At 43.9% G+C, this 16,880-nt stretch carries 14 protein-coding genes; 3 read left to right on the forward strand and 11 right to left on the reverse strand.

The genetic code is table 11. The features are described 5' to 3' along the window. Window positions 1–253 (reverse strand): hypothetical protein (locus tag QM738_RS24375; protein ID WP_462279387.1); only part of this gene is annotated, 253 nt, incomplete at its 3' end. Between the two features lie 158 nt (window positions 254–411). On the opposite strand from QM738_RS24375, the gene QM738_RS24380 reads away from it, so the two are divergent. After that, entirely contained in the window at window positions 412–1,617 is a 1,206-nt protein-coding gene (locus QM738_RS24380; protein ID WP_462279388.1) for an MDR family MFS transporter, read from the forward strand. 44 nt (window positions 1,618–1,661) lie between these two features. Here the strand turns inward: QM738_RS24380 and QM738_RS24385 are convergent, their stop codons facing one another. Further along, complete coding sequence (locus tag QM738_RS24385) at window positions 1,662–1,865, reverse strand: cold-shock protein (protein ID WP_462279389.1); 204 nt, start codon at window positions 1,863–1,865, stop codon at window positions 1,662–1,664. Window positions 1,866–1,935: 70 nt separating this feature from the next. Further along, window positions 1,936–3,624 carry a DUF3472 domain-containing protein gene (locus QM738_RS24390; RefSeq protein WP_462279390.1) on the reverse strand — a complete coding sequence of 563 codons (1,689 nt, stop codon included), beginning with the start codon at window positions 3,622–3,624 and terminating at the stop codon, window positions 1,936–1,938. Between the two features lie 160 nt (window positions 3,625–3,784). Between QM738_RS24390 and QM738_RS24395 the strand changes: the two genes are divergently transcribed. Then, window positions 3,785–4,864: a 3-oxoacyl-ACP synthase III family protein gene (locus QM738_RS24395; protein ID WP_462279391.1), complete on the forward strand. Its 1,080-nt coding sequence runs from the start codon at window positions 3,785–3,787 to the stop codon at window positions 4,862–4,864. Window positions 4,865–5,014: 150 nt separating this feature from the next. Here QM738_RS24395 and QM738_RS24400 read toward each other — a convergent pair whose 3' ends face one another. The 3 genes from QM738_RS24400 to QM738_RS24410 form a co-directional block, all read right to left on the reverse strand. Next, entirely contained in the window at window positions 5,015–6,589 is a 1,575-nt protein-coding gene (locus QM738_RS24400) for a M28 family metallopeptidase (RefSeq protein ID WP_462279392.1), read from the reverse strand. 221 nt (window positions 6,590–6,810) lie between these two features. After that, window positions 6,811–9,705, reverse strand: coding sequence for an aminomethyl-transferring glycine dehydrogenase (gcvP, locus tag QM738_RS24405; protein ID WP_462279393.1), 2,895 nt, complete (start codon window positions 9,703–9,705; stop codon window positions 6,811–6,813). A 592-nt stretch (window positions 9,706–10,297) separates the two neighbouring features. Further along, complete coding sequence (locus tag QM738_RS24410; RefSeq protein ID WP_462279394.1) at window positions 10,298–11,080, reverse strand: universal stress protein; 783 nt, start codon at window positions 11,078–11,080, stop codon at window positions 10,298–10,300. Window positions 11,081–11,367: 287 nt separating this feature from the next. Here QM738_RS24410 and QM738_RS24415 point away from each other — a divergent pair, with 287 nt between their 5' ends. Further along, window positions 11,368–11,853 (forward strand): YkgJ family cysteine cluster protein, encoded by a 486-nt coding sequence (locus QM738_RS24415; RefSeq protein WP_462279395.1) that lies wholly within the window; start codon window positions 11,368–11,370, stop codon window positions 11,851–11,853. Window positions 11,854–11,974: 121 nt separating this feature from the next. Here the strand turns inward: QM738_RS24415 and QM738_RS24420 are convergent, their stop codons facing one another. The 5 genes from QM738_RS24420 to QM738_RS24440 all read right to left on the reverse strand — a co-directional run bounded on the left by QM738_RS24420 (window position 11,975) and on the right by QM738_RS24440 (window position 16,797). Beyond that, window positions 11,975–12,562: a hypothetical protein gene (locus QM738_RS24420; RefSeq protein WP_462279396.1), complete on the reverse strand. Its 588-nt coding sequence runs from the start codon at window positions 12,560–12,562 to the stop codon at window positions 11,975–11,977. Window positions 12,563–12,779: 217 nt separating this feature from the next. Continuing rightward, on the reverse strand, window positions 12,780–13,685 hold the full coding sequence (locus QM738_RS24425; RefSeq protein WP_462279397.1) for an MBL fold metallo-hydrolase: 906 nt from the start codon (window positions 13,683–13,685) through the stop codon (window positions 12,780–12,782). Window positions 13,686–13,773: 88 nt separating this feature from the next. Then, window positions 13,774–14,691 carry a tetratricopeptide repeat protein gene (locus QM738_RS24430; protein WP_462279398.1) on the reverse strand — a complete coding sequence of 306 codons (918 nt, stop codon included), beginning with the start codon at window positions 14,689–14,691 and terminating at the stop codon, window positions 13,774–13,776. A 192-nt stretch (window positions 14,692–14,883) separates the two neighbouring features. Next, the gene (locus QM738_RS24435) at window positions 14,884–16,128 is read right to left on the reverse strand and encodes an MFS transporter (protein WP_462279399.1); all 1,245 of its coding nucleotides are present in this window, start codon (window positions 16,126–16,128) and stop codon (window positions 14,884–14,886) included. A 36-nt stretch (window positions 16,129–16,164) separates the two neighbouring features. Continuing rightward, entirely contained in the window at window positions 16,165–16,797 is a 633-nt protein-coding gene (locus QM738_RS24440; RefSeq protein ID WP_462279400.1) for a deoxynucleoside kinase, read from the reverse strand. Window positions 16,798–16,880 lie beyond the last annotated feature (83 nt).

Below are 16,880 nucleotides of genomic sequence, written 5' to 3' on the forward strand. Positions count from 1 at the left end.
GTTTTATTGCAGCATCGTTTGTTGCAGAGCTGACTGATATGTAATAGAATTCATCCGGTGCAGTAAGTGGATTGTTTTTTTGCAATGGTATATCATCATTGCTGTGCTCATCACCGGATGCAAGCACGTCTTCGCAATTGCAATGTGCTGCAGAGAAAGTATTGCTTATCCTGCAATGGAAATAAGTGAGCTGCTTACTAAACTGTAACCAGGTTAATAATGATAACAGCAATATGGAACAGCATTGTTTCAACAGCTTTGGTAATGGCAGTTTAAAGAGAATACTAAGTTTAAAATTTTATAACAGTTGCTGTGTTAACAATATGTTGTTACAAAAAAATAAATAACAATTACCGTACAATAATTTAACCGGCGGTAAGTGGGTAATAAAATTATCTTTGCAGCGCTGTTATGATAACGACCACCCTTAATCTTTATAAAAATGCTTACAGCGGGCTTACCCGCCGCATGTGGTTATTGGCAATAGTGATGCTGATCAACCGCAGCGGTACGATGGTGCTGCCCTTTATGACCCTGTACTGTAACCATCGCGGTTATACGGAAACACAAGGTGGGCTTGCAGTGGCTATTTATGGTATCGGTTCTTTATTTGGCGCTTTTATGGGTGGCAGGCTGAGTGATAAGATCGGTTTTTATACCATGCAGTTTGTGGCATTATTTGGTGGTGGTATCATGTTCATCATTCTCGGGCAAATGGATTCTTATGTTACCATTTGCATCTGCATATTTTTTGCAAGCCTTATCAACGAAGCGTTCCGTCCTGCCAACTCCAGTGCGGTGGCGCATTACAGCACACCTCAAAACCGTACGCAATCTTTTTCGCTGGTGCGCCTGGCCATTAACCTGGGCTGGGGTGTGGGCAGTGCTGCTGCAGGTATGCTGGCTTCTATCAGTTATCATTTATTATTTTGGGTAGATGGCTGTACCAATATTCTTGCAGGTATAGTATTGCTGCTGATATTGCCCAAGGTTACCATTGCGCAGCAGCACGCAGGCGGTACGGGTAAATCGGTAAAGAGTGATGGCCCTTTGAATGATAAGACCTTTATTACCTTCACTTGCTTTATGCTGCTTTTTGCTTTTTGTTTTTTTCAGTTGTTTACCACGGTGCCTTTATTCTTTAAAGAGGGATTTAAACTGAAGGAATCGCAGATCGGTCTCATCATGTCGCTGAATGGTATCCTGATCGCAGTTTTTGAAATGGTGGTGGTGTTCAAGCTGGAAGGCAAAGCGCATTATTTAAGATTGATGAGCCTGGGTACAGTGCTGCTGTCCATATCTTATTGCATGCTGAACTTACCGGTGGCCAATACTTTTTTATTGGCACTCGTGGTGATCATCATGGTTACGATCGCAGAAATAACCGGTATGCCCTTTATGAACAGTTATTATATCGGCCGCTCTAATGCCGGCAACAGGGGGCAGTACGCAGCTATTTATACCATGGCCTGGAGTGCGGCGCAGGTAACAGGCAGTTTGAGTGGTACGCAAATAGCAAGGGCAGTGGGCTATTCTTATTTATGGTGGACGCTGGGAGCCATCTGTTTGGTTGCGGCAGCGGGATTTAATTACCTGCAAAGCAGGGACAAAAAATAAGGGCTGTACAATGTACAGCCCCGGAAGAATCTTTTAATAAAAAATTATCCAACCACTTCAACGTTAACCGCATTCAGGCCTTTTTTACCTTCCTGAACATCAAACTCAACGCTGTCTCCTTCTTTAATATTTTGAGTTTTTAATCCACTTACGTGTACAAAAGTTTCTTTGTTAGAGTCTTTGTGTTTGATAAAACCGAATCCTTTTTCAGTATTGAAAAACTTAACGGTACCTTGTTGTTTGTCCATTTTTAATTGTATTGTATTAGTAATAAGTGGCAAAGATAGCTTTTTTTATTAATAAGGCTGTTTTTATTATTTACGGCAGTTGCTTCGCTTTTTTTACTTCCAGCAGCTCAATGTCAAAAACAAGCACACTGTTGGGCGGGATGATGCCCAGGTTGCGCATGCTATAGGCTAATGATGAGGGGATTATAAGCCTTATTTTACCGCCTTCTTTACAAAACGGCACTCCGATCTGCCAGCCACTGATAAGCCTTTTTAAGGGAAAAGTGGCCGGTTTATCCTTGGTTTCGTCAAATACAGCACCGTTCAGTAACTGCCCTTTGTAGTTGATCACCACGGTATCGCTTACCGCAGGCGCGGCGCCGCTGCCTTCCTGCACAATTTTGTAGTACAGGCCTTTGCTGCTGCCGGTGGTATCCAGTTTGCCTGACTGAATCGCTTTTAATATCTCTGCATGTTGTCTTTCAGCAATTACCAGGCTATCGGCATTTTTGTAGTAATCGATCACCGGTTTTTTATCTGTGAGTACTCTTGTGTAGGTATCACCAAATTTGGTATTGCTTTTTTTAAAGCCGCCGTTCCATAAGTAAAAACTATTGCCTTCCACACCGCCGCCATAATCTATGCGGTCGCCAGCTTTGCCGGTGGCATCATAACTGAATTTGCTTTCCGTTACTTCTTTCCATTCGCCGCTTTCTCTTCTTATCCATTGATTGCCGAAATAGGCTTTGCGCAGTAACTGCCCGTTATTGCCGCCAAAATTTTCTACAAACGAATATAATTTACGTAATGGTTTGCCGTCTTTGGGCGCTTTAAAACAGGCGATCAATTTCCATTTCTGTTCTTCGGGCATAAAGAAATAGCCTGCATAGCTGGTAGTAGCCGTGGCGCTGTCGGTGCTGGCAGTTACTACAAACTTATAGGTTTCACCGGCCTTCCAGTTATATACCAAATGACTGTGACCACCCGTGCCTTCATTACCAAAATCATCTGCAAAAACATTTTCGCCTTTGGCTACCAACTGTACTTTATTTTCCTCGCTTACTTTGTTCCTGTCCACCGCTTCGTTGCCTGCATCCCATACAGAAAATATCACCCTTCTTTCGGTAGCGCTGTTTACCTGCATACCAAAATATCCTCTTGCAAAACCGCATGCCATAAAATAGCTGTATAATGGATCTGCATCTTTTGGCACCGTTACTTCGTTGTAAAAAGCAACTACCTGCATGCTGTCATCCATGGGGTACATCAAATGCACGGAGGCCGCATTCCTTCTTGCTTTGTTATTGAAGTGCATATTCTTTACAGCTGTGCCACTGAGTTCGAGTGATCGTATATCGGCAATTGTTTTTCCTTTTTTACCAAGGGAAGAAAGTGACAGCATATAAAAACCCGTGTCCTTGATCTCAATGGTACCAACAGGTATTTTTTTAAAAGCGGCTGATACCGGAACATTTACCATGAATTTTTTTCCTGCAATGGATGCAGCCAGTTTATTGCCTGCTGTACTGTTCTTTAGTAATAATGAAAGGGAAATTTTTCCTTTAGTGCGCAGGTAAAAATAAAATTGCAGCTGTTGTTTGCTATCTGCCCAGTTGTGCACCCCATCTTTGGCAGAAAATATGGTGCTTTCTTCCTCTTCATTGCCTTCTTCTGCCGGTACCGCATAGGCGGTATATGCAGGAATGGTAACAGTATTTTGTGATCTTGTTTGCAGTGCGAAGAGCAAAAGCAGTGCAATGCAACCGGTTATTTTTGTCATAGTAAAACAATAAGCAACAAACTTACCAAAATTTCCAGTATAAGCACCTGCAGCAGCCTGTAAGCGGCCCCGGTAAATAGTTTGCTGAGGCGGTTCCTTTATGCTAAAGAACCAATACCTTTACTACCGATAACGGTTGTTTACATTTAATTTTAGTTCAATGCATGATAGTAAAACAGTGATCACGGGTACGGGCAGTTATATTCCCGTTAATATAAAGACCAACAGGGATTTTACCGTACATAATTTTTATGGTGAAGACAACAAGAAGATAGAGACCGATCCGCAGGAAGTGGTGGAAAAATTCAAGCAGATAACGGGCATTGAAGAAAGGCGCTATGCCTGTGGAGATATGGATGCATCTGATATGGCAGCTATAGCGGCCCAAAAAGCGATTGAAGATGCCAACTGCGATCCTGAAACTTTAGACCAGGTGATCGTGGCGCATAATTTTGGTAATGTTATCAAACATACGATACAGACAGATGTATTGCCGGCGCTGGCATCGAGGGTGAAACATGCGCTTAAGATAAAGAACCCTGCTTGTGTTGCTTACGATATTTTATTTGGTTGCCCCGGTTGGGTACAGGGCGTGATACAGGCGGATGCTTTTTTTAAAGCGGGCATTGCTAAAAAATGTTTGGTGATCGGTACAGAAACTTTGTCGAGGGTGATAGATGTATATGACCGCGACAGTATGATATTTTCGGATGGTGCCGGAGCCTGTGTGCTGGAAGTAAAAGATGCCGGCAGTACACAAAGCGGTATTCTTTCCACCAGTGTGCAATCGCATTGCCTGGAAGAAGTGGATTACCTGAATATGGGTAAATCCAACTTCCCAGATTCGGATCCCCGTATCCGTTATATTAAGATGAAGGGCAGAAAAGTATACGAGTATGCCATGAAGTATGTGCCATTGGCGATGAAGGATTGCCTGGATAAAGCAGGTGTTGATATCAGTGAACTGAAGAAAGTTTTTATTCACCAGGCCAATGAAAAAATGGATGAGGGTATTATTAAAGCGATGTATAAATTGTACGGTATTAAAACAGTGCCTGAAGCTATTATGCCCATGAGCATTCATTACCTGGGCAACAGCTCGGTGGCTACTATTCCTACCTTGCTGGATCTTGTAAGAAGAGATACGATGCCGGAACACCAGCTGAAGCTAGGTGAAGTGATCCTGTTTGCTTCGGTAGGGGCGGGGATGAATATTAATGCGGTTTGTTACAGGATGTGAGATGTGAATCGTGAGACGTGAGGCGTGAGTGGTGAGTAGTCAGTGGTGAGTTGTGAAGAAGATTGACGGTAAAGAAAAAATGTAAGGCTGAAAATATCAGAAAAAAAAATCCCAAACAGGTGTTTGGGATTTTTTGTGTTGCATATTTTATCAGAAGGCCGGTCTGCCGTTGGCTGGCCTTGGTTTGGGTAATTCTTTTCTTGGAATTTTGTCGGCACTTTGTGCAGTGTTGTATACAAATGATGCAACAATAGTAGCCGCCTGTTTCAGGTCTTCGGGTACCAGGTGATCGTAGGTGTCCATATTGGTATGGTGTGTCCTGGTATCGTATTCAATCGCATCCTGTATAAACTGGAAGCCGGGTATACCTACGCCATCAAACGACTGGTGATCGGTACCGCCGGTATTGCTGATGGTGACTGTTTTTGCACCAAGATCATAAAACGGTTCCAGCCATTTCTGGAAGATGGCTCTTGCTGCTTCATTGCCCTGCAAATAAATACCTCTTATTTTACCGGTGCCATTGTCTAAATTATAATAAGCGGAAATTTTTGAATGCTCCGGTTTCAATACCATATCAGCAGGATCGGCAAAATGATTTTTTACATAATTCCTCGATCCAAATAATCCCTGTTCTTCACCGCTCCATAATGCAATGCGTATGGTACGTTTGGGTTGCAGGCCGGTAGCTTTTAATATGCGTACCACTTCCATCATTACCGCACTGCCTGCTGCGTTATCGGTAGCACCGGTAGCGCCATGCCAACTGTCCAGGTGGCCGCCCAGCATTACGATCTCATCTTTTAATACAGGATCGGTACCCGGTATCTCTGCCACCACGTTGTATCCTTTAATGTCTTCGGGGTAGAATTTTGTTTTAACATCCGCTTCCATTTCCACTTTCTGGCCCGACATTACGAGGCGTTGTATACGCAGGTAATCATCACTCGATAACATTACCCATCCATAATTGTTCTCAGCATCTTTCGTGTAAGCGCCACCGTTTTGCACAAATAAGGTACCATCATTACCACGGGCATTCAGGCTCAATACCAGGGCAGGCTTTTCGTTCTTGTAAAAATCTCCCATCTGCCTTGCCAGCAGCTGGCGTTGCCGCATGGCGTCACTCATGTTAAAATTCCTTCCACCGCCGGGCCCTCTTGGCGCATCGGGTTTTGCATTGGCCATTTTTTCCAGTGAGCTGTCGGCATAGCGCTGACCATCGGGTGTAAAGGAGGGATGCAGGGTATCCGGTGAATACACCATCACGATCTTGCCTTTTATTTTCCCTGAAAATTTCTGGTACAGTTCTGCAGAATCTTTTACATTGATCATGATCACTTCGCTGCTCATGATCTTTTTGCCGGGTGTGCCGCCGGTCCACGCACGGGGTATGGCAACGATGGGTGCATAATAAGGCGCTGTCATTGCAACATAGCATCTTGTCTGTTCCCAACCCACACCAAAATCGCCCCAGGGTTCCAGTGTGGCATTCACCAAACCAAGTTTGGTCAGCTCATCTTTGGCCCAGTTGGCCGCTCTTAAATAGCCGGGCGAATTCGTTAATCTGGGACCTGATACATCTGTAAGATGGAAAGCAAAATCCATTACCTGTGAATTGTTCAGCCCTTCATTCTTGATCTTATTGGTGGCATCATCTGTTTGCGCCGATACAATATTGCATAACATGCATAATGCACCGAGCAGGAAAGGTTGTTTTCTCATGTGAAGTTTTTTTAGATAGGGAGTGAATTTAAATTATTTTATGCTATTTTTTTAATGGTTTTGATAAACGGCGGGAAAATGTCGAATGTGAAAATGTACGAATATCGAATGTGAGGATGTCGAATATAAAAATGTGCGAACGTCGAATGTTGTTTAATTACAAGTACATTCGATATTCGCACATTCGATATCTCTGAAGGCCTGATATTTAAAATGAGACCTTACACTGTTGCTTCTTCCACGTAGGCGCTCACGGGTTCGCAGGTGCATACCAGGTTCCTGTCGCCATAGGTGTTATTCACCCTGCTGATGCTGGGCCAGAATTTATTCTGCCTTACATATTCCAGCGGGAAGGCTGCTGTTTCCCTGCTATAGGGATGGTTCCAGTCGTTGGCGATTACCACGAATTGAGTGTGTGGCGCATGCTTTAACGGATTGTCTGCTTTATCTGCACTGCCATTTTCCACTGCCCGTATCTCTTCGCGTATGCTTAATAATGCATCGCAGAAACGATCGAGTTCCGATTTGTCTTCACTTTCGGTGGGTTCTATCATGATGGTGCCTGCTACAGGGAAACTTAAGGTGGGTGCATGGAAATTGTAATCCATCAAACGCTTGGCCACATCTTCTGCTTCTATGCCGGCGCTTTGTTTAAACGGACGCAGGTCTACAATAAATTCATGTGCACAGGTGCCGTTGATACCACTGTACAATATCTTGTATTCTTTTTCCAAACGTGCCTTCATGTAATTAGCATTCAGTATGGCGTACTGGGTACTTTTCTTCAATCCTTCAGGCCCCAGTAATTTTATGTAGGCATAACTGATGAGCAAGATACTGGCGCTGCCAAACGGCGCTGCACTTACTGCATGTATGGGATGACTGCCGCCGGTAATTTGACTTACATGTGATGGCAGGTAAGGCGCTAATTTTTCATTTACACATATAGGGCCCATGCCGGGACCGCCGCCACCGTGTGGTATGGCGAATGTTTTATGTAAATTAAGGTGACATACATCTGCGCCGATATTGCCGGGTGATGTTAATCCCACCTGTGCATTCATGTTGGCGCCATCCATGTATACCAGGCCACCATTATCGTGTATCAATTGGCAGATGTCGATGATGCTTTCTTCAAATACACCATGTGTACTTGGATAGGTTACCATCAATCCTGCCAATGTATCCTTGTATTTTTCTGCATTCATCTTTAGATCAGCCACATCAATGTTGCCGGCATCATCGCATTTGGTTACCACTACTTTAAAGCCTGCCATTACTGCACTTGCGGGGTTGGTGCCGTGCGCAGAGATGGGTATCAGTATCACATTCCTTTGCGGCTCCTTACGGTCATCGTGATACGCTTTTATGGTTAATAAGCCTGCATACTCACCCTGTGCACCGCTGTTGGGTTGTAATGAGGTGGCTGCAAACCCTGTGATATTGCTTAACCAGTCTTCCAGTTCGGTGACAATCTGCTGGTAGCCTTTCCATTGTGCCACGGGTGCAAATGGGTGCATGCCGCCAAATTCCGGCCAGCTTACCGGTATCAGTTGTGTGGCTGCATTCAGTTTCATGGTGCAGCTGCCCAGGCTGATCATGGAGGTATTTAAACTCAGGTCTTTATTTTCTAATGATTTGATATACCGCAGCATTTCTGTTTCGCTGCAGTGGGTGTTGAATACAGGGTGTGTTAAATAATCAGATGTGCGTGTAAGCGCTGCCGGTATGTTCTCCAATAATGTGTCTGCATCAAAATTGGCTACGGCTGTATCATTGCTTTGCGAGGTAGAGAATACATGCAGTATGTTCAATATATCGTATTGCGAGGTTGTTTCATCTAATGATATGCCGATGTATTCGTTGCCAAAATAATTGAAGTTGATTTCCTGCTGTTCGGCCAGTTTGCGTATCGCTGCTGCATCTTTTACCTGTACTTTCAGGGTATCAAAGTAATACTCATTCACATTGTTGAAACCCAGTTCGGCCAGTTCATCACTTAATGTCTGGGCCAGCAATGCCACTCTTTTACCGATATTTTTTATTCCATCCGGGCCATGGTATACGGCATACATAGCTGCCATATTCGCCAGCAGCGCCTGTGCTGTACAGATATTGCTGGTGGCTTTTTCACGACGGATGTGCTGTTCCCTTGTTTGCAATGCCATGCGCAGGCAACGGTTGCCCTGTGCATCTATACTTACGCCGATGATACGGCCGGGGATATTTCTTTTAAATTCATCTTTGGTAGCAAAGAAGGCTGCATGTGGTCCGCCAAAACCCATTGGTACGCCCAAACGCTGTGAGTTACCAATGGCAACATCAGCGCCCAGTTCGCCGGGGGGCGTTAATAAAGTAAGCGCCAGCAGATCCGTAGCCATTACCACCTGTGCATTTACCGTGTGCGCTTTATCTATAAAGCTGCGGTAATCTTCCACCGCTCCATTGCTGTTGGGATATTGTACTATGGCGCCGAAATACAGTTCATCCAGCTGCGCTGTTTTATGATCGCCAAATACCAGTTCGATATGTAATGGTGTGGCCCTGGTGATCAATACATCTTTTGTTTGTGCAAAAATATTTTCATCCACAAAGAACTTAGGTGCCGTTACATGATCGTGGTTTTTGTTTTTATGATTGAACAGCATGGCCATTGCTTCTGCAGCAGCAGTGCCTTCATCCAGTAAGCTGGCGTTGGCGATAGGTAACCCGGTAAGATCGCTTACCATGGTTTGAAAGTTGAGCAAACTTTCCAAACGCCCCTGTGCAATTTCTGCCTGGTAGGGTGTGTATTGGGTGTACCAACCCGGGTTTTCAAATACCGTTCTTAATATCACGCTGGGTACGATGGTATTGTAATATCCCTGGCCGATGTATGATTTAAATACTTTGTTGAGTTGGGCTGTTTTTTTCAGCTCGGTAAGGTATTGAAATTCACTTACGGGGCCGCCGGTCTGCAGCGGTTCTTTGGAACGGATGGATGCCGGTACGGTCTGGCTGATGAGTTCGTCCACCGATCTTACGCCGATCAGTTTCAGCATCGCCTTGGTTTCGTGTTCGTTAGGGCCGATATGCCTGGCTGTAAACTCCTGGTTTTGTTGCTCGAAAAGATTCATATACCTGTTTAATTTATTATGTATTGGATAGTGCAGAAAAATCAGCTGCAAAATTACGATAACATAACAAGAATTGGTGTCAATAAGTTCGATGCGGGAGTACTGTGGAAAACTAAGGGGTAAGATACAAGCTACAAGATATCAGCTGCAAGGGATGAGCAGGCTGTTTGAGATGTTATACTTTTCCCTGGTGGCTATCTCCTGTTTGTAAAAAACTGCCGCCCCGCTGGGGCTACCGACATGCCGCCCCTACGGGGCTACCAATATGCCGGCCCGATGGGGCCTACCAACATGTTGGCCCGCTGGGCCTGCGTTGTTGGTTCGCAGATTTATTGTATGGGGTAAAATCCAGTAATTTATAAAGTAGTGTGTGGATGAAAAAGCACCAGCCTCGTAGAGGTGATATTTTGGTAACAACGCACCGATCAGGATTAACGAAGCCCTGTAGGGGCGACATTTCTTTTCGGGCTGCTTCCCTTTATAAAAACTACCGCCCCGCCGGGGCTACCGACATATCGGCCCGATGGGACCTACCAACATGTCGGCCCGATGGGCCTGCTGCCCTTGTAGCTATTCCCCTTGTGGCTTGTCTCTACTCGTGTACGGCAAGTACGGGTACTTTGCTCTGGTAGATCATTTTTTTGGTGTGCTGTGTTTTGAACAGCCTTTCGTAAAAGCTGTGTGTTTTGGGGGCAATGATGATGATGTCGATATCTTTATCGTTGGCGAATAAATTTACGGCTTCATGAAAATCGTAGAGGCGCATGAAATAGAATTCGGGCTTAAAGGAGGCCAGTAATTCCTCCATTTTATCCCTTTCTTCTTTAAAATCTTTGGTAAGGGCGATATAATGGCTGTCATCCACATTGAGTATATGCAAGGATGGCTTAAAATCTTCCAGCACTTTTTTTACTGCCAGCAGGGTGGGCGTTTCATCCACGTATTTCATTTCGGAAGTGATGAGCACATTATCCACTTTGCTGAACCTGGCTTCTTCGGGAACAATGAGTACCGGGCAGATATCTTTTTCCACCATCTTTAATGTATTGGTGCCTGAAAAGCGTTGCTCCAGCGGTGTTTTACCTGTTAAACCCATGATGATGATATAGGCGCCCTTCACATGCCCGTAAGCAGCAAGGCTGTCGATAAAATTGTCTCCTGATTCTGTATAAGTATCAATATTGGGGCTGAGAGCCTGCAGTTCTTTTTTAAGCGTAGCCAGGTAATTTTCGGCAGTCGGTTTGTCCTCGCCTTCGGCATAATAATGGTACAATGTGATATTGACATCGGTTCTGCCTTTGAACATATTGCAGGCATAATGCGCTGCATTAAAAGATGTTTCAGAAAAATCAAGGGGAACAATTACCTGTAGCATAGTTAGTTAAGTTTTGCCCAAGATAAAAGAAAATATTTATACTGCAAGCAGGGCGGGGGAGGGGGTATATAAGAAGGCGTGACAGATTTTTAGGTTGTTTCCTGTAATCGTGTCCGAAGGATGTCCGAAGGCAGTCCGAAGGATGACCGAGGGTTTACCGTGAGCGTAATACCGTTGCATTGCTTTAAGTACGCTTATACTATGCTGTACCTACGCTTTATGTACGATGCAACTACGGCATGTACAGCCAGTAGCTACTTTCTTTGTATTATACCGATATTTGCAGCATGCAGGATGATCTGTTACATAACTGGCAAAAAAAATCGGCCGACCACCAGAAGCTGTACAAGCAATTGCTGCACCGTGCCGATAAGAATAAAGTGCTGAAAGCCCTGCCGGCATTGCATGAGGAAGCTTTTGAAAAAGTGGATTGCCTGCAATGCGGTAATTGCTGCAAGGGTTATTCGCCGCGGTTCAAAACGCCGGATATCAAGCGCATCAGTAAGCATCTTAAAATGAAGGAAGGCGATTTTATCAACGCTTATTTAAAGGTGGATAACGAGGGCGATTATGTGCTGCAGCAACAACCCTGCAGTTTTTTAGGCGCTGATAATTACTGCAGTATTTATGAAGTACGTCCTTCTGATTGTGCCCGTTTTCCTTATACGGATGAAGATGTGATCCTGAAACGTCAGCCTTTGACTTTAAAGAATTCGAGTTTTTGCCCGGCGGTGTATTTTGTGCTGGAGAAGTTGCGGGAGGTGGGGGTGTGAGTTAGGGGTTGAAGAAAGTTACGAGTTAAAAAGTTACGGGTTACGGGTAAGGAAGTTACGGGTTACGAGTTGCGGGTTAGTGTTGGGTGAGGATACCGACGATGGAACGGGAAATTCATTTTCAGCCGAAAAATAAACCTGCTAAAACGCCTCCTGATATAAAGGAGAAAATAGTTGCCAGTAAGGTGGCTATAAATATTACAATGTTGGCCCGTGTTTTTTTAGTGATCGCCCAGATGATAAGATAGTTGATGATATAAACAGGAACCACAAAATACAAAAAGACAGGTGTTATAAAATGAAGCAGTAAGCACACTATTATAGCGCCGGCAATGCATGCGGCAATTGCAGCAAAAGCAGTATGCATGAATGTCTTTGAATCTACCTTTTTGTTTTCCAGTATGGATTGGTAATAATGTGTCTTCTGCTCTACTAAATCATCCAGTGCTTCTTTGGATAAAATATCTGATTTAATGAACTGTCTTATAAAGCCGGCATTGGTTTCGGGGCTTACCAGCTGGTATATTTCTTTTGATATGCGATTGATCTCTGCAGTGATGGTTTTTTTATGTGCTATGTTCTGTATAAATATTTCCATGCCGCCCCTTTGTTCTATTGCCTTCCTCATTTCATCATTGGGTTGGCCGGAATATTCCATCATGGATTGATAGGCTTCTATTAATTCATCGTCTGTGAATTTTTCGTACATAGTTGATTTGGGTGTTAGGGATTAAAAGGTAAGGCAAATTATTGAAATCTATCCTGGTGGAAGAGCGTGTTCGGTGGGACACCGACCATGGAGATAAAGCTGGTTTTTGAAACATATCCTAGTGATAGAGCGTGGCCGGTGGTGACACCGGCCACGGAGTAGGCAATCATGTTCGGTGAGGACACCGACCAGGGGGACGCCTACCATGGCGGAAGGCTTATGGTATTTTTGAAGTGATCTCTGTATAAGCTGCTTCGAGGGGCCGGTTGATGCCATCGCCTTTCCATTCTTCGGTGCCCGGGATGGTCTTGTTCTTTAAAATATCTTCCCTTGATTTGCCTGCTTTGATCTCAGCTTCCACAAACTTCAATACATTACCGAGGTAATCGCCGAAGGCTTTCAGGTCGCTGCTGTTGGTAACGATATCATATCCTTCGCCGGAGTGGCCGCATACAAATTGTGTTTTACTGTCGAACGTGCTGATGGCTTTGTCCAATACTTTTATCCAGCTGCCCATATCGGCGCCGGCGCTTTTATCTACAAAGGGATGGCGGCGGTTGAATACCAGGTCGCCCATGTGCACAATATTGGCGTGTTCAAAATGTACCAGGCTGTCGCCATTGGTATGGCCGGCGCCAAAATAATGCATGGTTATTTTTTCTTTACCTACTTTTTCGCTCCAGGTATCAGTATAGGTAATATCGGGATACAATTGTTTATCCTCGCTTTTACTTTTTATGGCCACATTTTTTTGATTGGTCAATGAATTTGCATGCGCAACTACATGTTCCACCAATCCCTTGAATGCAATATTGCCCGATGTATGATCGCCATGATGGTGTGTATTGATCAGGTATTTAAAAGGATTGGTAGAACGTTTTTTCAGTTCATCGATCAGGTGCTGGGCACTGTCGGGGAACTGCGCATCCACCACCACGATATCTTTTTTGGCGATATAAAATAAGATCGTTCCTCCTTTTTCGGTGAACACACCTATATTGTCTGTAAGCATTTTAATATTTACTTCTGGTTGTGCAAAAAAAGCCGCGGCCAGCTGCCGGTTCATTAAGGCAACACCTGCAATGGTTAAACCGGTGTTGCGGATAAAATTTCTGCGTTGCATGATGAGATTGATTTTGAAATGGTAAGTTATAAAATTGTAAACAAGGAACCGTTTAAATTGTTTAAGTGTGATCTACTTATGTTATTGTTTAAAATATCATCGGTGTCATATTTTCAACATACAGGGCTTTGTTCTTTTTCCAGAGATCGATGTCTTTCTGTATGTAGCCCATCCTGGTGTCTTTCATCAATTCCTTTCTTACCGGGTCTACCGGGCGTTGCGGGGGATTGGTTTTGTTTAAAAACATGATGCGGTTGATAGCCGCTTCTATCTTTAAATTGATCCTGTTGCTTTGTGCTTCATTTGCAGCAAAGCCCACAGCTATGGCGTAAAATTTTACGGCCCAGTCTACAGAAATATTTTTCCTGAAATAATCCGCCGCTTCTTCAATGGCTTTGCATAATAATTCGTTGGGTGCATTGGTCAACGGTACTCTTTCCCGTAGTTGTTCGGCTATTTCGTTGCCCGCTTTTGCACTGGTGTCGGCAGATAGTTTTAAAATATCCAGTTCGTTGACCGGTGTTTTTTTATCACGTACTTCTATTGCCGCTTCTAAAAATCTTTGATGAAACCATTCACTCCCGAAATGTGATAATGGGTTCAGTTTTATGGATCGCTGAATGTATTTCAATGCGCTGTCTAAATGGCCATTCAGTTCGTAGGCTGTTGCAAGGTTGGCCAACACCTGGTACTCACCGGGATTTGCTGTGGCTAATTTTTGCAGTATGGCCAATGCTTCTTTGTTGCGGCCCAGTTTTACCAGGTAAAAACTATAATTGGAGGTATACCAGACCTTGTCCATTCCATTTTTTTCAGCAATACGCTTTTCGTACCATTTTAATTCTTTGAGATAGGCTTCGGGATTATTGTTTTGATAGATCTCGTATGGATAATCATAGTCGTAATGGCCCACTTCGCCTCTTTCATTGATCACATAATAATTAAGGCAGGCAACTACTTTAGTGCTGCATAATACAATGCAAAAAAATATACTCAATCTTTTCATGACGGTAATGATATGGCATTAAAAGGTACAATATTTTGCTGAGATGATGAATAGAGAACGGAGGAATGGTGGAAGTGGTTGCCCGAGGATACCTGAACGGGGACCTGCGTGCCGACAGGCAGGTTTGGGGAGATTATTGGATTAAAAGGATTTGTATTAATTCACCCGATCTTTTGATCACTTTAAAAACAATCAATACTCCATATTTTTTAATGCCGGTGCTTTGAACCATGTTACCACTACTACCAATAATGTCATGCACCCGCCGAATACCACCGATGGTACAGCGCCCAATGCCTGGCGGGCAAAACCGCTCTCGAACTGGCCGAGTTCATTACTGCTGTTGATGAACATGGAGTTTACGGATGATACACGGCCCCGCATTTCGTCGGGTGTGGTCAGCTGTAAGATGGTGCCCCGCACTATCACACTGATACCATCGCAGATACCGCTGAGCAATAATGCAAAAAATGATAACAGGTATACACTGGACAGACCAAAGGTGATGATGCAGATACCAAAGCCTGCCACCGCCATCAGCATTCTGCGGCCCTGTTTGCTGCGCATGGGGAAGAAGGTGAGCATAATGATGGTGGTAATGGAACCAATATCGGTAGCAGCTGTAAGCCAGCCAAATCCAATAGGACTGATGTGCAATATAGTGGCGCTGAACTCCGGTATCATGGCAACGGCGCCACCAAATAATACTGCAAAAAGATCGAGTGATATGGCACCCAGCATGATCTTGTTGGTGAATACAAAATTCAATCCCTGCTTTACACTATCCCACGCACCGATATCTTTTGGTGCATACAATATCGGTTTCTTTTTTATAAAGGAAAGAATGGTGGCGGCAGTAATGATGTATACCAGCACGATCATGAATGTTTTATTTACACCCACACCGGCTATTAAAAATCCTGCACTGGCATGGCCGGTGATGGAACCGATGAGCCAGGTGGAAGAACTGATATTGGCAGCAAAGGGTAATTTTTCGCGGGGTACCAGTTGTGCAATGATGGCATTGGATACCGGCCCTGCAAAGGCCCTTATCACACCGGTTAAAAAAATGATGGCATAAAAACAATATTCCAGCCAGTGAGTGCTGAGCTTTGATTGTGTAGAAGGCAGTGTGCAGATAATCAGCAACAGTACGCAAAAGCCATAAGCGATCATGCCTTTTAATAATAAGGTTCTTTTTTCGGATTTATCTATTACATGACCGGCGTACAAGGCCAGTGAAAATACAGGCACAAATTCTGACAAGCCTACCAGGCCGATGGCAAATGAACTTTGTGTTAAATGAAATAATTCGTACGCAACCACCGTGCCCACCATACGCAATGCCATAATGTAAATGAAACGGCAGATGATGTATAACTTAAACTCTTTTTCTTTAAGGGGAGCGAGCGCATCGCTGTTAAAAGATAAACTCATTATACTGCGAAGATGCAATTTTTTTTCGAGTTGGCCTTAAGGCAAACTCAAATAATGCTGCCCGTCGTCGTACTCTTTATCCAGTGCATCTATGATGGCTTTCATGTGCAACTCGTTGCCGAGAAAGTCGGCATTGGAGGCGTCAATGAAAAGCGTTTTGATATTGTGCTGTTTAATATACTGGGTATAAGTTTCCTGCAGCGAAAAAAGATAATCGTTGGGAATATGCTGTTCGTATCCACGGTTGCGCTTTTTTATATTCTCCTGCAACTTATTTACCGGTGCATGCAGGTAGATCAATATATCCGGCTGAACGATCTGCGGATTGATGATATCAAATAATTTCTGGTATAAGCGGAATTCTTCATCTGCCAATGTTACTTTGGCAAACAACAGGCATTTGGTAAATAAATAATCCGAGATGGTGACGTTCTGGAACATGTCCTTTGTCTGCAGCAGGTCTTTCAATTGCTTGTAACGCTCTGCCATAAAGAACAGTTCCAGCGGAAAAGCGTATTGCTGCTGGTTCTCGTAAAATTTTGGCAAAAAAGGATTGTCGGCAAATTCTTCCAGTATCAGGCGGGCGTTAAAATGTTTGCTCAGCAAATGAGCAAGGGTTGTTTTTCCGGCGCCGATATTCCCTTCAATAGTAACAAAATTATACTTCATAAAATTTGCGATGAACGGCGCAGGCCGCCAGCCTTTAACAGGTAGTTTTAGTTTTAGATTTTTACAAAGGCTAACGATCTTAA

Origin of the sequence: Ferruginibacter sp. (genome assembly GCF_049840995.1) — a bacterium.
In the GTDB taxonomy this organism is placed as follows: Bacteria; Bacteroidota; Bacteroidia; order Chitinophagales; family Chitinophagaceae; genus Ferruginibacter.